General features: G+C 70.8%; 16 protein-coding genes. 7 read left to right on the top strand and 9 right to left on the bottom strand.

All coding sequences use genetic code 11. From position 1 onward, the window contains the following. Positions 1 to 147 precede the first annotated feature (147 nt). The 3 genes from LUW87_RS17630 to LUW87_RS17620 form a co-directional block, all read right to left on the bottom strand. Positions 148 to 966: a patatin-like phospholipase family protein gene (locus tag LUW87_RS17630; protein WP_232672513.1), complete on the bottom strand. Its 819-nt coding sequence runs from the start codon at positions 964 to 966 to the stop codon at positions 148 to 150. A 173-nt stretch (positions 967 to 1,139) separates the two neighbouring features. Continuing rightward, positions 1,140 to 2,372, bottom strand: coding sequence for an acyl-CoA dehydrogenase family protein (locus LUW87_RS18565; RefSeq protein WP_232672512.1), 1,233 nt, complete (start codon positions 2,370 to 2,372; stop codon positions 1,140 to 1,142). A gap of 89 nt (positions 2,373 to 2,461) precedes the next feature. Further along, on the bottom strand, positions 2,462 to 3,784 hold the full coding sequence (locus LUW87_RS17620) for an APC family permease (protein WP_232672511.1): 1,323 nt from the start codon (positions 3,782 to 3,784) through the stop codon (positions 2,462 to 2,464). A 306-nt stretch (positions 3,785 to 4,090) separates the two neighbouring features. Between LUW87_RS17620 and LUW87_RS17615 the strand changes: the two genes are divergently transcribed. Together LUW87_RS17615 and LUW87_RS17610 are read left to right on the top strand one after the other, a co-directional pair. Continuing rightward, positions 4,091 to 4,738, top strand: a complete 648-nt coding sequence (locus LUW87_RS17615; RefSeq protein WP_232672510.1) for a DUF389 domain-containing protein — start codon at positions 4,091 to 4,093, stop codon at positions 4,736 to 4,738. Positions 4,739 to 4,857: 119 nt separating this feature from the next. Then, a complete protein-coding gene (locus LUW87_RS17610) occupies positions 4,858 to 5,757 on the top strand; it encodes an alpha/beta fold hydrolase (protein WP_232672509.1) in 900 nt (299 codons plus the stop codon). Between the two features lie 43 nt (positions 5,758 to 5,800). Here LUW87_RS17610 and LUW87_RS17605 read toward each other — a convergent pair whose 3' ends face one another. From LUW87_RS17605 to LUW87_RS17590, 4 genes are all read right to left on the bottom strand, one after another. Further along, positions 5,801 to 6,421 carry a hypothetical protein gene (locus tag LUW87_RS17605; RefSeq protein ID WP_232672508.1) on the bottom strand — a complete coding sequence of 207 codons (621 nt, stop codon included), beginning with the start codon at positions 6,419 to 6,421 and terminating at the stop codon, positions 5,801 to 5,803. 139 nt (positions 6,422 to 6,560) lie between these two features. Further along, positions 6,561 to 7,013, bottom strand: a complete 453-nt coding sequence (locus LUW87_RS17600) for a nitroreductase family deazaflavin-dependent oxidoreductase (RefSeq protein WP_232672507.1) — start codon at positions 7,011 to 7,013, stop codon at positions 6,561 to 6,563. 103 nt (positions 7,014 to 7,116) lie between these two features. Further along, entirely contained in the window at positions 7,117 to 8,571 is a 1,455-nt protein-coding gene (locus LUW87_RS17595) for a flavin-containing monooxygenase (protein ID WP_232672506.1), read from the bottom strand. Between the two features lie 177 nt (positions 8,572 to 8,748). After that, positions 8,749 to 9,021, bottom strand: a complete 273-nt coding sequence (locus LUW87_RS17590; RefSeq protein WP_232672505.1) for an SHOCT domain-containing protein — start codon at positions 9,019 to 9,021, stop codon at positions 8,749 to 8,751. Positions 9,022 to 9,307: 286 nt separating this feature from the next. Between LUW87_RS17590 and LUW87_RS17585 the strand changes: the two genes are divergently transcribed. Then, complete coding sequence (locus LUW87_RS17585) at positions 9,308 to 9,607, top strand: MTH1187 family thiamine-binding protein (RefSeq protein ID WP_232672504.1); 300 nt, start codon at positions 9,308 to 9,310, stop codon at positions 9,605 to 9,607. 76 nt (positions 9,608 to 9,683) lie between these two features. Here LUW87_RS17585 and katG read toward each other — a convergent pair whose 3' ends face one another. Further along, positions 9,684 to 11,891 carry a catalase/peroxidase HPI gene (gene katG, locus LUW87_RS17580; RefSeq protein WP_232672503.1) on the bottom strand — a complete coding sequence of 736 codons (2,208 nt, stop codon included), beginning with the start codon at positions 11,889 to 11,891 and terminating at the stop codon, positions 9,684 to 9,686. A gap of 75 nt (positions 11,892 to 11,966) precedes the next feature. After that, positions 11,967 to 12,416: a Fur family transcriptional regulator gene (locus tag LUW87_RS17575; RefSeq protein ID WP_346742590.1), complete on the bottom strand. Its 450-nt coding sequence runs from the start codon at positions 12,414 to 12,416 to the stop codon at positions 11,967 to 11,969. Between the two features lie 317 nt (positions 12,417 to 12,733). Between LUW87_RS17575 and LUW87_RS17570 the strand changes: the two genes are divergently transcribed. The 4 genes from LUW87_RS17570 to LUW87_RS17555 all read left to right on the top strand — a co-directional run bounded on the left by LUW87_RS17570 (position 12,734) and on the right by LUW87_RS17555 (position 19,317). Then, positions 12,734 to 15,997, top strand: coding sequence for a DEAD/DEAH box helicase (locus tag LUW87_RS17570; RefSeq protein ID WP_232672502.1), 3,264 nt, complete (start codon positions 12,734 to 12,736; stop codon positions 15,995 to 15,997). A gap of 141 nt (positions 15,998 to 16,138) precedes the next feature. After that, a complete protein-coding gene (locus tag LUW87_RS17565; RefSeq protein ID WP_232672501.1) occupies positions 16,139 to 17,134 on the top strand; it encodes an OB-fold nucleic acid binding domain-containing protein in 996 nt (331 codons plus the stop codon). Further along, positions 17,135 to 18,160, top strand: coding sequence for a lipid-transfer protein (locus LUW87_RS17560; protein ID WP_232672500.1), 1,026 nt, complete (start codon positions 17,135 to 17,137; stop codon positions 18,158 to 18,160). Next, positions 18,157 to 19,317: a thiolase domain-containing protein gene (locus LUW87_RS17555; protein WP_232672499.1), complete on the top strand. Its 1,161-nt coding sequence runs from the start codon at positions 18,157 to 18,159 to the stop codon at positions 19,315 to 19,317. Before LUW87_RS17560 ends, LUW87_RS17555 begins: the two co-directional genes overlap by 4 nt.

Below are 19,317 nucleotides of genomic sequence, written 5' to 3'. Positions count from 1 at the left end.
TCGATCGCCGCTACCAACCATCTCCCGGCGAGCGGGTGCCTGTCGAGGCGCGCGCCTCGATGCCCCGGAGCATCTTCTGGGTCATCACGAAGCTGACCAGGCCGAGCGGTGACAGCAGCGCCTGACCGAGGCGGCTGTCGAACCCGATCAGGAGGGGAGGCGCTCGTCCAGACGCTTCGCCCAGCGCAACCCCTGCTCGCGGGCGAGGGGGTAGACGTCCCGGGCGGCGTCGGCGTCGAAGAGGTTCATGGGGTTCACCCCGGCGAAGCGGGCGATCTCCTTGTTGGGCCGGATGAGGGTGATGAGGCGGTCGGGGTGGCGGCGCTGCCAGGTGTCGAGCTCGCGTCGCAGCAGGAACCCGGCACCGCGGCCGGTGAGGCCGAACAGGCCGATGTGGGGCCCGGCGAGGGGCGCCACCACGATCACCGATCTGGCTTCGGCGGCGGCGTCGATGGACGTCACCGACCACATGCCTCCGTCCACGTAGAGCCGTCCGTCGATGCGGTGGGGTGGGAAGAGGCCGGGCACCGCCGATGAGGCCGCCACCAGGTCGGCGAGGGGGTAGCGGCCGCCGTCGAGGATGTGGCGGCGGCGCGAGCGCACCGCCAGCGCCGACACCGACACCAGCGGGTGGGTGGCCTCCCCGAACAGCGCCCGGGCCCGGTCGGCGAGCACGCCCGGCTGGCGGGTCGGGACGGACGGCACCTCGATCGAGGCCACCTCGTCGTGGGAGAGGCCGAGGGCGACCGCCGCCGCGGTCCAGGACCCCGCCGAGGTGCCCAGCGCCGGGGCGGTGGCCACCGGGACGCCGCCGTCGATCAGGCCCTGGGCGACCCCCGCCGTGTAGCCGATGCCGAACACGCCGCCACCGCCGTACACCATCGACAGCTCGTGGGGCCCGGAGGTGACCGCGGGGTCGCCGTCGATCTGCACGTTGCCCGGTTGGCTGTGCTCACGGACGGCCACGACAGCCTCCTCGGACCGGTCACGGTCGAGCACACCTCGCCCCGACGGACGCGTTCTGGCGGACCGATCGGCATCAGGCGTGCTCGATCCTGGGTTCGGTTCCACTCTCCGCCTCGGCGCGGCGGATGACCACGGCAGAAGGTCCCGACCCGCGAGCGCCCCTGGTCAGACCGCTAGCTGCGGGGGATGTCCCTCCAGGGCTTGGTCTTGTCGTAGCCCGGCTCCCTGGGCAGGCCGAGGGCCCGTTCGGCGAGGTTGTTGCGCTGGACCTCGTTGGTGCCACCACCGATGGAGATGCCGAAGCGGTTGATGAGCTCGAACTGCACCCACCGGGACTCCTCGGACCCCCCGGCCTGACCGGCGGGCCCGGCGATCCGCATCCCGAGGTTCCCGCTGTGGACCTTGCTCTCGGCGATGAAGAGCTTGAGGATCGACGGGTCGACCGGCGGGACCTCCCGACGGCGGATGGCCGACATGATCCGGTCGCCGACGAACCCGAGCACCTTCTCGCGGCTGTAGGCCACGGCGAGCTCCTGGCGGATCACCGGGTCGTCGAGCACGCCGAACCGCTCGGCCAGCAACCGCAGCGTCTCGAAGAGGCTCTGACCGCTGCCGCCCCCGATGAACGCCGACTCGTTGGACAGCACGGTGCGGGCCGGGGCCCAGCCGCCGTTGATCTCGCCGACGACGTTGGCCACGGGTACGCGCACCTCGCTGAGGAAGACCTCGTTGAAGTGGGAGGCGCCGGTGGGCTGCACCAGGGGCCGGACCTCGATGCCGGGGCTCGACATGTCGACCAGCACGAAGGTGATGCCCTGGTGCTTGGGGGCGTCGGGGTCGGTGCGGGTGAGCAGCATCCCCCAGTTGCAGAACTGGGCCGCCGAGTTCCACACCTTCTGGCCGGTGACGACGAACTCGTCGCCGTCGCGCACCGCCCGACAGGCGAGGCTGGCCAGATCCGAGCCCGCCCCCGGCTCGCTGAAGAGCTGGCAGATGGAGATCTCGGCCGAGAGCATCCGGGGGACGTAGTACGCCTTCTGCTCGTCGCTGGCGTGCTTCATCAGCGTGGGCAGCAACATGGCCATCGTGGCGGCGATGAACCCCGAGGAGACGTCGTAGCGGGCCGCCTCTTCGCGATAGATCGTCTCGTGCCAGGGGTGCCCGCCCCGACCCCCGTACTCGACGGGGTAGGTGAGCCCGGCGAGGTTGTTCTCGAAGAGCGTGCGCTGCCAGCGACAGCCCGTCTCGAAGGCCTCCCGGGCCTCGGCCTCGCTCGTGTGGGCGTTGATGGCGAACGGGCTGTCCTCTTGCCGCGGCTTGGCGTTGGCGGCGAGGAACGCCCTCACCTCGGCCCGGAACTCGGCCTGCTCGGGGGTGTCGGTGCTGGTGTCCTCGGTGATCGTCACGAGACAACGCTAGCGGGGACGACGTCGCGGCCTCTCCGGACCGGACCACTCGCCGGGGGTCAGACGTCGTGGAGCGGCACCCGGAGGGGCTACCCGGTCTCGGTCGCGTCGCTGTACCGCCGCATGTAGACGGTCTCTCCCCCGCCGACGAGAACGGCGAAGACGACGAACGCTCCGACGACCAGCGGGTCGTTCATGATCTGAAAGCCGACGAGCCCCGCCAGCACGACGGCATCGAGGCCGACGGCGGCCAACAGCAGCGAACCCCGGGCGCCGGTGTCGGGGCGCAGATGGCGCCAGTGCCCCCAATGGATGACGAGGTCGAGGGTCAGATACGCGAACGCGCCCAGCGCGGCGATCCTGGTCAGGTCGAAGAGGACGGTGAGGACGATCGCCGCTGCGGTGGTCACCACCAGCGGGGGATTGCCGAACGGGAGCCGACGCCCGGCCGTCACCTCCGGCACCTCGCCCATGTCGCTCATCATCCCCAGCATCCTCGACGTGGAGTACATGGAGGCCATGACGCTGGTGACCGTGGCCACGACAGCCAGCCCGGCGACGAGACGGAAGCCGACTGAACCGAAGACCGGGCGGGCCGCTTCGGCCAGCGAGTCGTCGCGAGCCGCGATGATCTCGGTCAGGGTGAGGTTGCCCCGCACGGCGAACGCGACCGCCAGATAGATCACCGTGACGATGGCGATGGACCAGACGATGGCACGACCCACGTTGCGGTGAGGGTCCTCGATCTCGGCCCCGGTGTTGGTGATGGTCGTGAACCCCTTGAAGGCCAGCAGGGCGATGGCCACTGCGCCGACGAGGGACACCGCCGCAGGTGACTCGATCCCCCCACCGTCACCACTGGGGAAGTCGGCGACCACCAGGCAGGCCCCGGCGAAGAGAACGAGGCCACCGATCTTGACCACCGCCATGATGCTCTCGGTGGCGTTCACCGCCCGGTTGCCGGCCGCGTTGACGGCGAACGAGCCGACCAGAAGGACGACACCGAGGCCCGCGACCCACACCGTGGCGGGTTCGATGCCGACCAGACCGGAGAAGTAGGTCCCGAAGGTCCGCGCCACGAGACTCTCGTTGAGGACCATGGAGGCCCACATCGCCATGGTGAAGACGGCGGCGATGGGCCCGACACCGTAGGCCTCGGTGAGGAATCGGCCGATACCACCGGCGGAGGGGAAGGTGTTCGACAGCTTCACATAGGAGTAGGCGGTGGTGCCGGCGACGACGGCAGCGATGCCGAAGGCCACGGGGAAGAGCGGACCGGCAGCGGCCGCCACCTGACCCGTGAGGGCGAAGACGCCGGCGCCGATCATCACGCCAGTGCCCATCGAGATGGCCCCGGTGAGGGTGATCCTCCCGCTGGACGTGCCCGACGCGGTCGTCGATCGGTCAGCCACCGCAGCGGTCGACGTCGGACGAGCCGGGCGCGGCGACCGACAGGTCGGGATCGTTCTCCACGCCGCCGGGAGCGAGATGCATGCCGGGCTCGTACCCAGGTCCGTTCGGGCTCATTCGTGGGCCGGCCTCGCACCCCGCTCGCCGCCGTCGCAGTGCGCGGCGACATGTCGCTGGTCGCGACGCCAGCCACTGCGCAGCCCGAGCAGACACCGACGAGTCCCCGATCCTGCGGGGGGCCTTCAGGGCCCTCCGGGCCTGGCATGCGGTGGAGGACCGGCGCGATCGGCTCATCGTCGCGGTGGCGCTTGTTCGGCGTCGGCGTCCTCGTGCTGGTGGCCCCCGGCACCATCCTGCTGGCGATACGGGCCGTACTCGGTGCGACCGCCATCGTCATAGGCCTCGTGCTCGTCGCCTCCGGCCCCGGGAAGCACGCTGCGGGATCGACCGCCGAGGGCATCGACTCCGCGTCGATGGCGAGGGTGGCGACGACCTGGCTGCGTGATCGACGCCTGGCACCGACCCGTCGGGTCGAGTTGGCCGAGACCTTGTTCGTCGAACCACCCGACCGCCTGGCCAAGCTGACGTCGTTCTGGGTGATGATGCTGCTGTCGGTCGGCATCGCCAGCTTCGCCGTCGTGCAGAACTCCACCGCAGTGGTCATCGGCGCCATGCTCGTCGCGCCGCTCATGGCACCGATCATGGGGGTGGCGGCAGGCGCCTGGGCCACCGTCGACCCCCGCACCTCGAGCTCGCTGCCGGGTGTGGCCATCGCCGTGGCCCTGGTGCCCCCGTTCGCCGGTGGTGGGCATCACCCACCACCGGACACCGAGAGCCTCGAGCAGGACCTCACCGAGGCGTTCGGCACGCCGGTCACGTTGCGGGCCCGCCATGTCCCGTCGGTGGCCCTCTCCCCCGGTGAGGCGCCGTCACTGCCCGTCGACACGGGAACCTGACGGGCCGGCTCCGAGCGGTCGACACGGATCGCCCCGGCCCCGCCCGATCCCCGCATCGGACATCGGCGGTACGGTCGGGCCATCCCGATCGGCGGCGAGCACCCGGAGGACGAACAACCATGATCGAGCGCATCGCCTACGACGAGTTCGGCTACTTCGCGGACAATGCCGCCGAGTTCGGGATCCCGTATGACGGCCCTCCGACCGTGCGCCGGGAGAAGGTGGAGGTGGAGCCGGGCCGCCACCTGTCGGCCTTGGTGTGGGGCGACGCCCCTGCAGAGGTCGTGCTGCTCCACGGCGGAGCCCAGAACGCGCACACCTGGGACACCGTCGCTCTCGCCCTCGGCCGGCCGCTGGTGGCGATCGACCTGCCCGGCCACGGCCATTCCGACGGCGGCATCGGCGGCAGCCTCGACGTGCGCCGCAACGCCACCGACGTCGCCGCCGTCGTGGCCGCTCTCGCCCCCGATGCGCTCGCCGTGGTCGGCATGTCCCTCGGCGGCATGACCGCGCTGGCGCTCGCCGACCAGCGCCCCGAGCTGGTGCGGAGCCTGGCGCTCGTCGACGTCACCCCAGGGGTGGACGGTCCCAAGGCCCAGTCCATCGTGCAGTTCATCGACGGCCCCGAGACCTTCCCGAGCTTCGAGGACCTGCTCGCCCGCACCATCGAGTTCAACCCCACCCGCACCGAGTCGTCGCTGCGACGAGGGATCCTGCACAACGCCGAGCAGCAGGCCGACGGCAGCTGGGTGTGGCGCTACCGGCGCTTCCGGGAGGAGGGCGAGGTCGGCGGCCACCCCGACTTCGCCGACCTGTGGGACGCCGTGTCGGGGGTGTCGGTGCCGCTCATGTTGGTGCGGGGCATGCGTGCGCAGTCCGTCGTGGACGACGCCGACGAGGCCGAGCTCCTTCGTCGCCGACCCGACGCACGGGTCGAGCACGTCGAGGAGGCCGGCCACAGCGTGCAGGGCGACACCCCCGTCGAGCTCGCCCGGCTGCTCGACGACTTCCTCGGCTGACCCGGGGCCGGTGGCCCCGGGTCGCGCCGATCCCGATCGCCGGCTAGGGGATGCGACCCAGTACCGGCACCCGCGAGAACCACGGCTGGAGCGCGAACCGCCCGGCGCCGACGGTCGCGATGCCCAGGTAGGCCACCATCTCGATCAGGTGGCTGCTGTTCACCGGGTTGTTCTCCGGCCACACGTCGGCGGCGAGGAACATGAACGCCATCAACAAGGCGCTGCCCACGGCGGCCGTGCGCACGGCGATCCCGAGCATCAAGGCCACGCCCGCCAGGAGCAGTGCGGCCATGAACCCCACGTCGGCGAGGTTGATGGCGTCGGGGGCCGAGGGCGCCATCCAGTCGAACAGGAAGCCCGTGTGGCTGGCCTCGGTCCCGAAGTTCAAGAACCCGTACGTGGGCGAACCGCCGTTGATCATGGCGGCGTCGCACCCGAAGTCGATGGCCGAGGACTCCGCCGCCCGGCAGGTCGAGAAGCCCAGCCCGAACATCTTGTCGAGGAAGGCCCACAGGAACGACCAGCCGAGCAGGATCCTGAGCACGGTCCAGGCCCACATCCCCTTGGTGTGGCCATCGCCCAACACCCTCTCGAGGGGCCGGGTGATCTTCGGCGACTCCGATGGAGCCTGGGCAGTTGGTGGTGATGCCGTCGATGCGGTCATGAGACTTCTCCCCGTTGGTCGATACCTCTGTGGGACTCTCTCGGCGACCAGCGTGACAGAGATCGTTCAGATTCGGGCGGATCCGCCCCGACCCTCCCGCTCAGACCGGCGTTGGCGTCCGGTTCGCAGGACCGAGGCGTCAGCCGGCGGGCGCCAGCACGAACAGCGGGATCGAACGCTCGGTCGCGGCCTGGTAGTCGTCGTAGTCGGGCCACACCGCGACCGCTCGCGCCCACCAGGTGGCCTTCTCGTCGCCGCTCACCTCGCGCACCGTGAAGTCACGGACCTCGCTGCCGTCCTGCAGCCGCGCCATCGGCTTGGCCCGCAGGTTGTGCACCCACTGCGGGCTGGTGGGAGCGCCCCCCTGCGAACCGATCACCGCGTAGTGGCCCTCGCCGTCGGCCACACGCACCAGCGGGGTCTTGCGCACCTTGCCCGACTTGGCGCCGAGGGTCCACAGCACGATCCAGTGGTCACCCACCACCGCGCTCGGCTCGGAGCCGCCCGACCTCTCGTAGAGCTCGACCTCTGCCGCGATCGGCTCCCACGGGCTGGGTTCGTAGTCGGCGTCGAAGGCCTCGAAGGCTGCCATGTGCTGATCCCCCTGCCGCGAACCACTCGCGGCGTGCGATGGATGTGTCGTCCGAGGCTACCCAGCGGCGCCTGGCCCCCCGGGTCGAGCCGCGTGCCTGCGCTCAGCCTGGGGCGGCGGCCGGCGAGGTGTGGTGGCGACGACCGAGCTCGAAGTCGTCGAGGTTCGGCTCGGCCACGGACTCGCGGAACGTGTACATGGACCACGGGTACTGGGTGACCATGCGACCGGACTCGCTGAGGTAGTAGTGGCTGCAGCCGCCCTTCCACACCTCCACACCGTCGATGGCGGCTTGCAGCTCGTCGTTGTAGGCGGCCATCACCTCGGGCTTGACGTCCACCCAGTCGACCCCGGCGGCGTCCATGGCCTGAAGGGCCTTGACCGCGTACTGAGCCTCGTACTCGATCATCGGGATGAGCGACCCCTGGTTGGTGTTGGGCCCGTAGAGCATGAACAGGTTCGGGAAACCGGAGGTGGTGATGCCCAGGTGGGCCTGGGCGCCATCGGCCCACGCCTCCCGGAGCGTCAGCCCGCCCCGGCCCGTGATCGGGATGCGCGAGGCGAACTTGTCGACCTCGTAGCCGGTGGCGAACACGATCACGTCGACCTCGCGCTCGACGCCGTCCGCGGTGACCACCCCGTTCGGGGTGATGCGGGCGATCGGGTCGGTCACCAGCTCCACGTTCGACCGGTTGAAGGTCGGGTAGTAGTCGTTGGAGAACAGCGGTCGTAGGCAGCCCCAGGGCGTGGTCGGCGTGAGCTTCCGGCGCACGACCGGGTCGTCCACCACTTCGATGGCGCACGCCGCCACCCACTCGGCAATGGCGTTGATCTCCGGGTTGGAGAACGGGGCGCTCGGCCCCAGGAACGTCATGATGCCGTCGTGGTAGGCCTGCAGCTCCTCGGGATCGAGGAACTGCTCGAGCTGCTCGTCGGTGTGCTCCACGTCCTCCTTGGGCAGCACCCAGTTGGCCGAGCGCTGGAAGACGTGCAGCTGCCCGGCCGCCTTGGCGATCTCGGGGATGGACTGCACTGCGCTCGCCGCACTGCCGATGACGGCGACCCGCCGGCCGGTGAGGTCGACCGACTCGTCCCACGCCCCGGTGTGCATGGCCGCCCCCGCGAAGGTGTCGCGCCCCTCGATGTCGGGGTACTTGAGCTCGCCGAACATGCCCTGGGCGCTGATCACCGCGTCGGCCTCGACCTCTTCGCCGGCCTGGGTGGTGACCCGCCAGACGCCGTGGTCGTCGTCCCACGCCGCCGAGGCGATGCCCGTGTTCAGCCGGATGTGGGGCCACAGATCGAGGTCGGTGACCGTCTTGCGCATGTACTCGAGGATCTCGGGCTGGGCGGCGTAGGAGCGGCTCCAACTCGGGTTGAGGGCGAACGTGAAGCAGTACACGTGGCTCCACACGTCGCACGCCAGACCCGGGTAGCGGTTGCGCTGCCAGGTCCCGCCGACGTCGCCGTCGCGCTCGAAGATCGTGAACTCGTCGTAGCCGGCTTGGCGCAGGTAGTGCCCCGAGCAGATCCCCCCGGGCCCTGCTCCGATCACCACCACGCGACGCCTGTTGCTGCGCGCTGAACCCTTCCCCACGTTGCTGCCCTCCACGGAGTCCCCCTCTTCCGTCTGGACCGTAACGTGGTTACAGGAGGTCCCGCCACTGATGCTGGAGCATTCCCTCCCGCTGCGGGCACGCCCCGCGGTCCGGCGGCCGGATCGGTCGCCGGGACATCATCGGAGGTGGTCGAGCCGTTCGCGGTATTCCTCGGTGGAGAGCTCGCCACTGGCGTAGCGCTCATCGAGGATCTCCCGGGCCCGCGATGGGCGATTCCCCGCCCGGTCGCGACTCCGGGTCACGAGCCAGACGGCGGCCGCGATGATGACGACCCAGGAGAACATCATCACCGTCCCCCAGAACCACATCCATCCACCGCCCCAGCCGTTCATGTGGCCCCACCCGTGGGTGTCGGCGACGACCGGTGAGAGCGTGGTGAAGGTCGACATCGAGTCAGCTCCTTGCTAGGACTGCTTCCCTACCCGACCGCCGGCTGTTCGAGTGATCCCCCGCCCGAACAACGGGCTGCGCCCCACGCGCCTGCGAGTGTCGCAGCAGCTCCACCCGTCGGCTGGGACCGGGCCCCTCCCCCGGGTGGCGCAGCCAGGTGGGCACGTCCACGAGCCCGGGGAGATCTCCACATCGTCCTGCTCGACACCGGCACGACGACGGGCCGAGGGGCCGAGAGCCGCTGACCGCTGGCCGCTGGCCGCACCAGGGGCGACCATGGGCGACATGATCGCTGCCTTCTCCATCACCCCTCTCGGCACCGGCGACTCGGTGAGCGCCAGCGTCGCCGAAGCTGTCCAGATCGTCCGCGACAGCGGGCTGCCGAACGAGACCAACGCCATGTTCACCAACGTCGAAGGCGAGTGGGATGAGGTGATGGACCTGGTCAAGGCCTGCGTGATGAAGGTCGCCGAGACGGCGCCGCGGGTGAGCGTGGTGCTGAAGATCGATCACCGCCCGGGCCACGAGGACGCCTTGCGCCACAAGGTCGACGTCCTCGAGGCCCACCTGGCCGACGGGACCTGATCGGGTCCGACGCGCACCGGCCGGCGGTGTCCGCTGGTGTGGCGGTCACCACCGGCCGGGACGCACCCGGTGTCGGTCAGGCGTGGAGGTCGAAGCGGTCGTTCTCCATGACCTTCACCCAGCCACGGACGAAGGCCTCGAGCATGAGCGCTTCGCCACCGGCGGCGCCGTACTCCTCGGCGATGGCCCGCAGCTGGCTGTTGGCGCCGAAGACGAGGTCGACGCGGCTCGCCTTCCAGCGGGGCTCGCCCGTGGCGCGGTCGCGGCCCTCGAAGACGTCCTCGGACTCGTCGATCGACGCCCACTTGGTGCCCATGTCGATCAGGTTCACGAAGAAGTCGTTGGTGAGCGCTCCGACGCGATCGGTGAACACGCCGTAGCCCTCGTCACCCACGTTGGCCCCGAGGACTCGGAGCCCACCCACGAGGGCGGTCATCTCCGGCGCGGTGAGGTCGAGCAGGAACGCCTTGTCGATGAGCAGGTGCTCGGTGGGCACGGCGCCGAACTTCTTGACGTAGTTGCGGAAGCCGTCGGCGGTGGGCTCGAGGAACTGGAACGAGTCGATGTCGGTGTCGTCCTGGGTGGCGTCGGTGCGCCCCGGGGTGAACGGCACGGTGATGTCGTGACCCGCGGCTTTCGCGGCGGCCTCGACGGCGGCACAGCCACCCAACACGATCAGGTCGGCGATCGACACCTGCGCGCCGCCCTTGGCGTTGAACGACGCCTGCACCTTCTCGAGCTCGGCGATCACCGCCGGCACACCGGAGCTGACGTTGGCGTCCCAGTCGATCATCGGCGACAGGCGGATGCGGGCGCCGTCGGCGCCACCGCGGAAGTCGGTGCGCCGGTAGGTCGAGGCCGAGGCCCAGGCCGTGAGCACCAGCTGCGCGGTGGACAAGCCCGAGTCGAGGAGGGTGGACTTCAGCTCGGCGATCTCGGCGTCGCCGATCATGGGCCCCTCGTGGGCGGGGTTGTTGTCCTGCCACACGAAGCGCTCGGCGGGCACCTGGGGGCCCACGTAGCGCGAGGCGGGGCCCATGTCGCGGTGGAGGAGCTTGAACCAGGCCTTGGCGAAGGCGTCGGCCAGCTGGTCGGGATTCTCGTGGAAGCGCTTGGAGATCTCGAGGTAGGCGGGATCGGTGATCATGGCCATGTCGGCGGTCGACATGGTGGGCGGGTTCACCTTTCCCTCGACGTGGGCGTCGGGCACCCAGTAGCCGTCCTTGACCTCGCGTGGCTGCCACTGCTTGGCCCCGGCGGGCGACTCCACCAGCTCCCACTCGTGGACGAAGATCGTGTCGAGGTAGGTGTTGTCCCACTTGGTGGGCGTGGGCGTCCAGGCCCCTTCGAGCCCCGAGGTGATGGTGTACTCGCCGAGGCCCGTCTCGTGGCTGTTGGCCCACCCGAAGCCCTGGTCGGCGAAGCTGCCGGACTCCGGCTCGGCGCCCACGGCGTCGGCCGGGGCGTTGCCGTGCATCTTGCCGAAGGTGTGGCCACCGACGGTCAGCGCCACCGTCTCTTCGTCGTTCATGGCCATGCGCCCGAACGTCTCACGGATGTCCTGGGCGCTCTTCATGGCGTCGGGCACGCCGTTGGGTCCCTCGGGGTTGACGTAGATGAGGCCCATCTGCACGGCCGCGAGCGGGTTGTCGAGGGTGCGGCTGCCGTCCTCGAACGAGCCCGTGTAGCGCTCGTCGTGGGTGGCCAGCCACTCGTTCTCGGGGCCCCAGTAGATGTCGTCCTCGGGCGCCCAGATGTCGGCGCGGCCGAAGGAGAAGCCAGCCGTGCGAAAGCCCATGGTCTCGAGCGCTCGGTTGCCGGCGAAGACCATCAGGTCGGCCCAGGAGATCTTCTGGCCGTACTTCTGCTTGATGGGCAGCAGCAGGCGGCGGGCCTTGTCGAGGTTGCCGTTGTCGGGCCAGGAGTTGAGCGGGGCGAAGCGTTGGGCGCCGGTGCCGGCGCCGCCCCGACCATCGTTGACGCGGTAGGTGCCGGCGGCATGCCAGCTCATGCGGATGAAGAACGGCCCGTAGTGGCCCCAGTCGGCGGGCCACCAGTCCTGGGAGTCCGTCATCAAGGCGTCGACGTCACGGGTCAGCTCGTCGATGTCGACGTCGGCCAACGCCTCCCGGTAGTCGTAGTCGGACCCGAAGGGGCTCGAGTCCGGGTGCGACTGGTGCAGGATCCGCAGGTTGAGGGAGTTGGGCCACCACTTCTCGTTGGACTGGAACTCGTTGGAGGTGAGTGCGCCCCACGCGGGGGCGGTCTTGCCGTTCTCGGACATGTGGGTCTCCTTGGCTCGCTGCTGCTGGGCGGTTGGCGGGTCGGTGATCGGTCGGTGGTCGGTGGGCGGGGTGGTTCAGCCGGTGGTCGGGGTCGCCGCAGCCTGGCGGCACTCGGGGCAACGGCCCCAGTAGACGACCTCGGCTTCGTCGATCTCGAAGCCCTGGTCGTCGGAGGCGATCAGGCACGGGGTCTCGTCGACGGCGCAGTCGACGTCGGCCATCCGCCCGCACCCCCGGCACACCATGTGGTGGTGGTTGTCGCCCACACGGGTCTCGTAGCGCGCCGACGACCCCGCCGGCTGGATGCGGCGGACGAGACCCTGCTCGGTGAGCACGTGGAGGGCGTCGTAGACGGCCTGGCGCGAGACGGTGCCCAGCTGCGCGTGCACGACACCGGCGATGTCGTCGGTGCTGCTGTGGGGCCGGCCGGCGACGGCGCGCAACACGGCGATGCGCTGGGCGGTGACCTGGATGCCGTGAGCTCGCAGCAGGTCGGCCGGCTCGGTCAGGACGTCGTGTTCCACGGTGCCTCTCGAGGATCGGGACGGATGGTGGTGGTGGCGACGGCCCGCCCCGTCGACCGATTCTGGATCCGATCAAGAATTGGACTCCCTATCCATAACCCGGATCTCCGCGCCGCGCAACCCCCTTCTTCCGGATCCGCCCCCCACGGGGCACCGACGTGTGTCCCCCACCGCACGACGGCCGCCCCACCGGAGACCGGCGGAGGACCTGTCCGACGCCCTGCGTAGGGTTGACCCCGATCGATCCGCCCCGATCGGCCTCTCGTCACGGCTCACCCCAGCAGGGCCGACGCCTCTTCGCGGAAGACCATCTCACCGTGCCCGCACCACCGACCGTCGACGAGCTCGACGATCACGTCCTCCACGCCTCCTACGACTCGGGTTCACTGGCGCGCGGCCGCGCCTACGCCGACGAGGACCGCGTCCGGGTGCTCAGCTGCGAGCCGGGCACCATCAAGGCGGTCTGTCGCGGATCGGGCCGGGAGTCCTACGTGCTGTGGGTGCGATGGAGCCGCCGCGAGGGCTCCATCGCGCTCGATGACACGTGCAGCTGCCCGCTCGGCGGCGCGTGCAAGCACTGCGTGGCGACCATCCTCACCGCCCGCCGGCTCCCCTCTCCGATCAGCCCGTCGGGTGCCGGCACCCCCTCGCAGCCCGACTGGCGCCAGACCCTGGCGGAACTGGCCGGCGCCGACGACGACGACGACCACGAGGCGACCGCGGCCGGCCTCGCCCTGCAGGTGACCGTGCAGCACCCGAGGCCCAGCCGCTACGCCGCCGACGACGGGCCCCGTGTCACCCTCCGACCGATGCGCCGGGGCCGAGCCGGCACGTGGATCAAGACCGGTGCGTCGTGGCGCGACATCGCCTCGCCCCACCGCACCACCGGCACCTCCCAGGACCACGTCGACCTGCTCCAACGGGCGGCCCTCAGGGCGCTGATGACCAGCGGCCCGCCCGACCTCGCCTACGCCAACAACCAGACGGTGTCGCTGGCTCGGTTCGGACCCGACGTCTGGTACCACCTCGAGCGAGCGGTCGAGGCGGGCGTCGAGCTGATCGGCGAGCACGACCGCGACGAGATCGTCCTGTCGGCGTCCAGGGCCACCCCCCGGGTCGACCTCTCGGCCGACGAGACGGGCGACGTCACCCTGTCGGCCACGTTCACCGTCGACGACGAACCGGTGCCGCTCAGCGAGGGGCGCAGCGGCCTCGTCGGCACACCGGCCCACGGGCTGTGGGTCAGCGACGGCGGCCGACTCGACCTCGTCGGCCTCGGCGCTCCCCTGCACCCCGCCGTGCACCGGCTGGCCGCCGGTGAGGCCCTCACCGTCCCGGCCCACGACGTCGAGGACTTCCTCGACCTCTACCAGCCGGCGCTCGCCCGCCACGCCACCGTCGCCTCCTCCGACCGCAGCGTCGCCTTCACGACCAGCCGCTTCGAGGGCCTCGTGGCGTTCGTCGACCGCACCGCCCTCGACGCCGCCACCCTGCGGTGGGCGGCGCGCTACCGGCGCGGCCCCCGCACCGTCGACCATCCCTTGCACGGTCCCGGCGGCCGCACCCGAGATCGAGCGGAGGAGGAGGCGGCGGTCGCCGACCTGAAGCCGCCGACCCACCTGCTCGACGCCCTCGTCGACCGCGACGGTCGGCTCCGCGACCTGACGGTGTCGGGCGCGGCAATCGTCAGCCTGCTCACCGAGATCCTCCCCTGGCTCGAGGCCGAAGGCGTCGAGATCGAGGTCGTGGGCGATCACCCTCAGCTGAGCGAGGCGATCGAGGACCCACGCGTCTCGCTCTCGGTCTCCGACGGCGACCGGCGGGACGGGACCGATTGGTTCGACCTCGCGGTCGAGGTGAGCGTCGACGGTCAGCGGGTCGACTTCGCCGCCCTCTTCGCCGCCCTCGACCGTGGCGACGAGGCGCTCATCCTGCCGTCGGGCACCTGGCTTCGCCTCGACCGCCCCGAGCTCACCCGGTTGCGCGAGCTCATCGACGAAGCCCGCGGCCTGGCCGATCCCTCCGGCGACGCCGTGGCCCGCCTCAACCGCTTCCAGACCAGCTGGTGGGACGAGCTCACCGGCCTCGGCGTGGTGACCGAGCAGTCCCAGCGGTGGGCCGACAGCATCGACCGCCTGGCGGCGCTCGCCAGCCCCGAGCCCGTCGCCCCGCCGGCCGGTCTGTCGGCCACGCTGCGCCACTACCAACAGGAGGGCCTCGACTGGTTGGCGTTCCTGCACCGCAACGGCCTCGGCGGGATCCTCGCCGACGACATGGGCCTGGGCAAGACCATCCAGACCCTCGCCTTGTGCGTCCACATCCTCGCGGAGGAGCCCGAGGCCCGGTTCCTCGTGGTGGCCCCGACCAGCGTCGTGGAGAACTGGGCCCGTGAGGCCGGCCAGTTCGCGCCCGGGGTCGAGGTCCGCACCATCCGCGAGACCGCCGCCCGCCGGGGCACGTCGCTCGGCGACGCCACCGCCGGAGCGTCGATCGTCGTCACCTCCTACGCCCTGTTCCGCCTCGAGTTCGACGACTACGCCGACCAGGAGTGGGAGCTGCTGCTCCTCGACGAAGCTCAGTTCGTCAAGAACCACCAGGGCAAGACCTACCAGTGCGTGCGCCGCCTCGAGGCCGCCACCAAGATCGCCGTCACCGGCACGCCCCTCGAGAACACCCTCATGGACCTGTGGTCGCTGCTGTCGATCACCGCGCCGGGCCTCTACCCCGACCCGAAGCGGTTCAGCGAGACGTACCGCAAGCCGATCGAGAGCGGTGAGGCCCCCGAGCTGCTCGCCACCCTGCGGCGCCGCATCGCCCCGCTCATGCGGCGACGGACCAAGGACGCGGTGCTCACCGAGCTCCCGCCCAAGACCGAGCAGACGGTCGAGATCGAGCTCAGCGCCCGCCACGCCCGGATCTACGAGACCCAGCTCCAACGTCAACGCCAGAAGGTCCTCGGCCTCGTCGGCGACGTGCAGAAGCACCGCTTCGAGATCCTGAAGTCACTCACCATCCTGCGCCAGCTCGCCCTCGACCCCGCACTGATCGACGACGAGCACGACGACGTCGGGTCGGCCAAGCTCGACCGGCTCCTCGACGACCTCACCCAGGTGGTCGCCGAAGGCCACCGGGCCCTGGTGTTCAGCCAGTTCACCCGGTACCTGACCCGCGTCCGGGCCCGCCTCGACGCCGCCGGCATCGACCACACCTACCTCGACGGCCGCACCCGCAAGCGCCACGAGGCCATCGCCCGGTTCAAGGACGGCGACGCCCCGGTGTTCGTCATCAGCCTCAAGGCCGGCGGGTTCGGCCTCAACCTCACCGAGGCCGACTACTGCTTCGTCCTCGACCCGTGGTGGAACCCCGCCACCGAGAACCAGGCCGTCGACCGCACCCACCGCATCGGCCAGCAGAACCCGGTGATGGTGTACCGCTACGTCTCCAGCGGCACCATCGAGGAGAAGGTCATGGAGCTCAAGGCCCGCAAGGCGGACCTGTTCGCCAGCGTCATGGACGGCGAGGGCGCCCTGGCCGGCGCGCTCACCGAGGACGACATCCGAGGCCTGCTCGACCTCGGATGACGCCGCTTCGAGCCGGTGGCCTCGACGTGACCCCCGTTCGGCGAGCGGCGGATCGGCGGTGAACCTACGCTGGCGTCGCTGACGGGCCAGCCCTGGTCCCGTCGAGGTCTCGGCCGTGCTGGACCGAGCCGTCGAGGAGGGATGTCCCACGTGGTCCGGTTCGTCGAGAGCACCATCACGTTCCCCTACACCCGGTCGCTCGGGCCGGTGACGGGCGCGTTCATGACCGCCCTGACCGAGAAGCGGATCCTCGGGATCCGCTGCGGCGACGGCGTGCTCGTCCCCCCGATGGAATGGGACCCGGCCACCGGCGCCGAGCTGGCCCACGACTTCGTCGACGTCGGACCGGCCGGCACGGTCGCCTCGTGGACCTGGGTACCCGAACCGACCGAGCAGCATCCGCTCGACCGGCCCTTCGCCTTCGCCTTCATCACCCTCGACGGGGCCTCGACCCCGCTGCTCTACGCCGTCGACGCCGGTTCGCCGCAGGTCATGGCCAACGGCATGCGGGTGGCGCCGCGTTGGAAGGGCGAACGGGTGGGCCACATCACCGACATCGCCGCCTTCGTGCCCGGCGAGGAACCCGAGGTGGAGGGCGACGACCTCGGCCCGGCCGCCGAGCCGGTGACGATGATGGACTACCTCGCCTCCATCACCTACAAGAACCCGGTCCCGCCGGCGTTCGACTTCGTGGTGGGCGCGTCGGCCGACCACCGCCTCATCGGCTTCGAGTGCCCGGTGTGCGGCCGGGTCTACGCCGGCGGCCGGGGCGTCTGCCCCATCGACTCCCTCGAGTTCACCGAGGAGCACGCCGTCGACCTCCCCCACACCGGCACCATCACCAACCACGTGGTGATCACGCCGGTGGCCTACCCGGGCCAGACCGAGACCGACCCCTTCGCTCGGGTCTTCGTGCTGCTCGACGGCGTCGACGTGGTGCTGGGCTACCAGCCGGTGTTCAACCTCCCCGTGGAGGACGTCGCCGTCGGCGTCCGGGTCAAGGCGGTGTGGACGCCGCCCGGCGAGGAGATCGACGAGGGCGGCACCATGGGCGGCGCGTTCGGTGCGCTCATCGGCTGGGAGCCCTCGGGGGAGCCGGCCGTCGACGACCTCGATCTCACGAACAGGATCTTCTAGATGAGCACCTCCGACGACATCGCCGTGGTGGGCTGGGCCCAGACGCCCATGGTCCGCCACACCGACAAGAGCGAGGTCCAGCTGCTCATGAGCGTCATCACCGACGCCATCGAGCCGCTCGGCCTCACCCGGGCCGACATCGACTTCACCTGCCTCGGCTCGTGCGACTACATCACCGGCCAGGCGTTCTCCTTCGTCGGCAACCTCGACGCCATCGGCGCCTGGCCCCCCAAGCGCGACTCCCACGTGGAGATGGACGGCGCCTGGGCGCTCTACGAGGCGTGGCTGCGCCTGCAGGAGGGCGACATCGACATCGCCGTGGTGACCGGGTCGGGACGCTCGTCCACCGGCAACCCGGCGCTGATCTACCCGATGGAGATGGACCCGTACTTCCTGGCCCCCATCGGCGCCGACCCTGTCACCTTCGCCGCCCTCCAGGCCCGGGCCGTCATCGCGTCGGGCATCGCCGACGAGCGCTCGATGGCCGAGACGGCGGTGCGAGCCCGGGGCAAGGGCACCGTCGACGAGCTCCTCGCCGACGACTACGTGCGCCAGCCGCTGCGCCGCCACGACCTGCCCCCCATCACCGACGGCGCCGCCGCCATGGTGCTGGCCCGGGGCGACCGGGCCCGCGAACTGGTCGACCGCCCGGCCTACATCACCGGCTTCGACCACCGCACCGAGTGCCACAACCCGTCATTCCGGGCCCTCGACGACTCCCCCTCCACCCGCATCGCGGCCGAGGCCGCCGGCCTGGGCTCGGCCCCCGTCGAGGTCGCCGAGCTGCAGGCGGCCTTCACCCACGAAGAGCTGCTGTTGCGATCGGTGCTCGGCTTCGGCGACGACGTCACGGTCAACGCCTCCGGCGGCGCCCTGAAGGAGAACCCCATCATGGCCACCGGCCTCGTCCGCATCGGCCACGCCGCCGACCACATCTTCGGCGGCGGCAACCGGGCGCTGGCCCACTCGACCAGCGGCCCCTGCCTGCAACAGAACCTCGTCTGCATCATGGAGGGCCGGTCGTGATCCCCGCAGCCGTCGTCGGGGTCGGCCAAACCCACCACAAGAGCAAGCGCCGCGACGTCTCCTTCGGTGGCCTCGTCCGTGAGGCCGTGTTCCGGGCCCTCGACGACGCCCACATGACGATGGCCGACATCGACGCCGTCGTGCTCGGCAAGGCCCCCGACCTGTTCGAGGGCGTCATGAAGCCCGAGCTCTACCTGTCCGACGCGCTGGGCGCGGTGGGCAAGCCCATGTTCCGGGTGCACACCGCCGGTTCGGTCGGCGGCACCACCGGCGTGGTCGCCGCCTCCCACGTGCAGGCCGGCAAGCACAAGACGGTGCTGGCGGTGGCCTTCGAGAAGCAGTCGGAGGGCAACGCCCAGTTCGCCCTCGGCAGCGGCAAGGGCGCCTCGCTCGGCGCCGGCGGCTCCTTCGCCCCGTTCATCCGCTCCTACATCCACCGCAGCGGCGCCCCCGAGCACATCGGCTGGAAGGTGGCGGTCAAGGACCGCCAGAACGCCCTGAAGAACCCGTATGCCCACCTCCGCCTCGAGGACATCTCGATCGAGAAGGTGAAGGCCAGCCCGATGATGTGGGAGCCCATCCGCTTCCTCGAGTCCTGCCCCTCCTCCGACGGTGCCTGCGCAGTGGTCATCACCGACGAGGACGGCGGCAAGGCCGCCGCGGCCGACGGGCGCCCGCCGGCGTGGATCCTCGGTGCCTCCTCGCGCTCGGAGCCCCCGGCGTTCCCCCGCCGCGATCCGGTGCGCCCCCAGGCCTGCCTCACCTGCGCCGACGACGTCTACCGCCAGGCCGGCATCACCCGCCCCCGCGAGCAGATCGACATGGCCGAGCTCTACGTGCCGTTCTCGTGGCACGAGCCGATGTGGCTCGAGGCCCACCACCTCGCCGACGAGGGCGAGGGCTGGAAGCTCACCGACGCGGGCGAGACCGAGATCGGCGGGTCCATGCCCATCAACTGCTCCGGCGGGGTGCTCTCCACCAACCCCATCGGCGCGTCGGGCCTGCTCCGCTTCGCCGAGGCCGCCCTGCAGGTGCGCGGCGCCGCCGGCGAACGCCAGGTCGAGGGGGCCCGCACTGCGCTGGCCCAGGCCTACGGCGCCAACTCCCAGTACTTCAGCATGTGGGTGGTGGCGAGCAGCCTCCAGCCGTTCGGCTGA

Source organism: Rhabdothermincola salaria (assembly GCF_021246445.1).
In the GTDB taxonomy this organism is placed as follows: domain Bacteria; phylum Actinomycetota; class Acidimicrobiia; order Acidimicrobiales; family Acidimicrobilacustridaceae; genus Rhabdothermincola_A; species Rhabdothermincola_A salaria.
The sequence above is the reverse complement of the archived record's forward strand: the minus strand, read 5'-3'. Positions and strand labels throughout refer to the sequence as shown.

Coding starts and splice junctions, on each gene's coding strand:
- LUW87_RS17610 (WP_232672509.1), top strand. CDS start 4,858: ATGATCGAGCGCATCGCCTACGACGAGTTCGGCTACTTCGCGGACAAT.
- LUW87_RS17605 (WP_232672508.1), bottom strand. CDS start 6,421: ATGACCGCATCGACGGCATCACCACCAACTGCCCAGGCTCCATCGGAG.
- LUW87_RS17600 (WP_232672507.1), bottom strand. CDS start 7,013: ATGGCAGCCTTCGAGGCCTTCGACGCCGACTACGAACCCAGCCCGTGG.
- LUW87_RS17590 (WP_232672505.1), bottom strand. CDS start 9,021: ATGTCGACCTTCACCACGCTCTCACCGGTCGTCGCCGACACCCACGGG.
- LUW87_RS17585 (WP_232672504.1), top strand. CDS start 9,308: ATGATCGCTGCCTTCTCCATCACCCCTCTCGGCACCGGCGACTCGGTG.
- katG (WP_232672503.1), bottom strand. CDS start 11,891: ATGTCCGAGAACGGCAAGACCGCCCCCGCGTGGGGCGCACTCACCTCC.
- LUW87_RS17565 (WP_232672501.1), top strand. CDS start 16,139: ATGTCCCACGTGGTCCGGTTCGTCGAGAGCACCATCACGTTCCCCTAC.
- LUW87_RS17560 (WP_232672500.1), top strand. CDS start 17,135: ATGAGCACCTCCGACGACATCGCCGTGGTGGGCTGGGCCCAGACGCCC.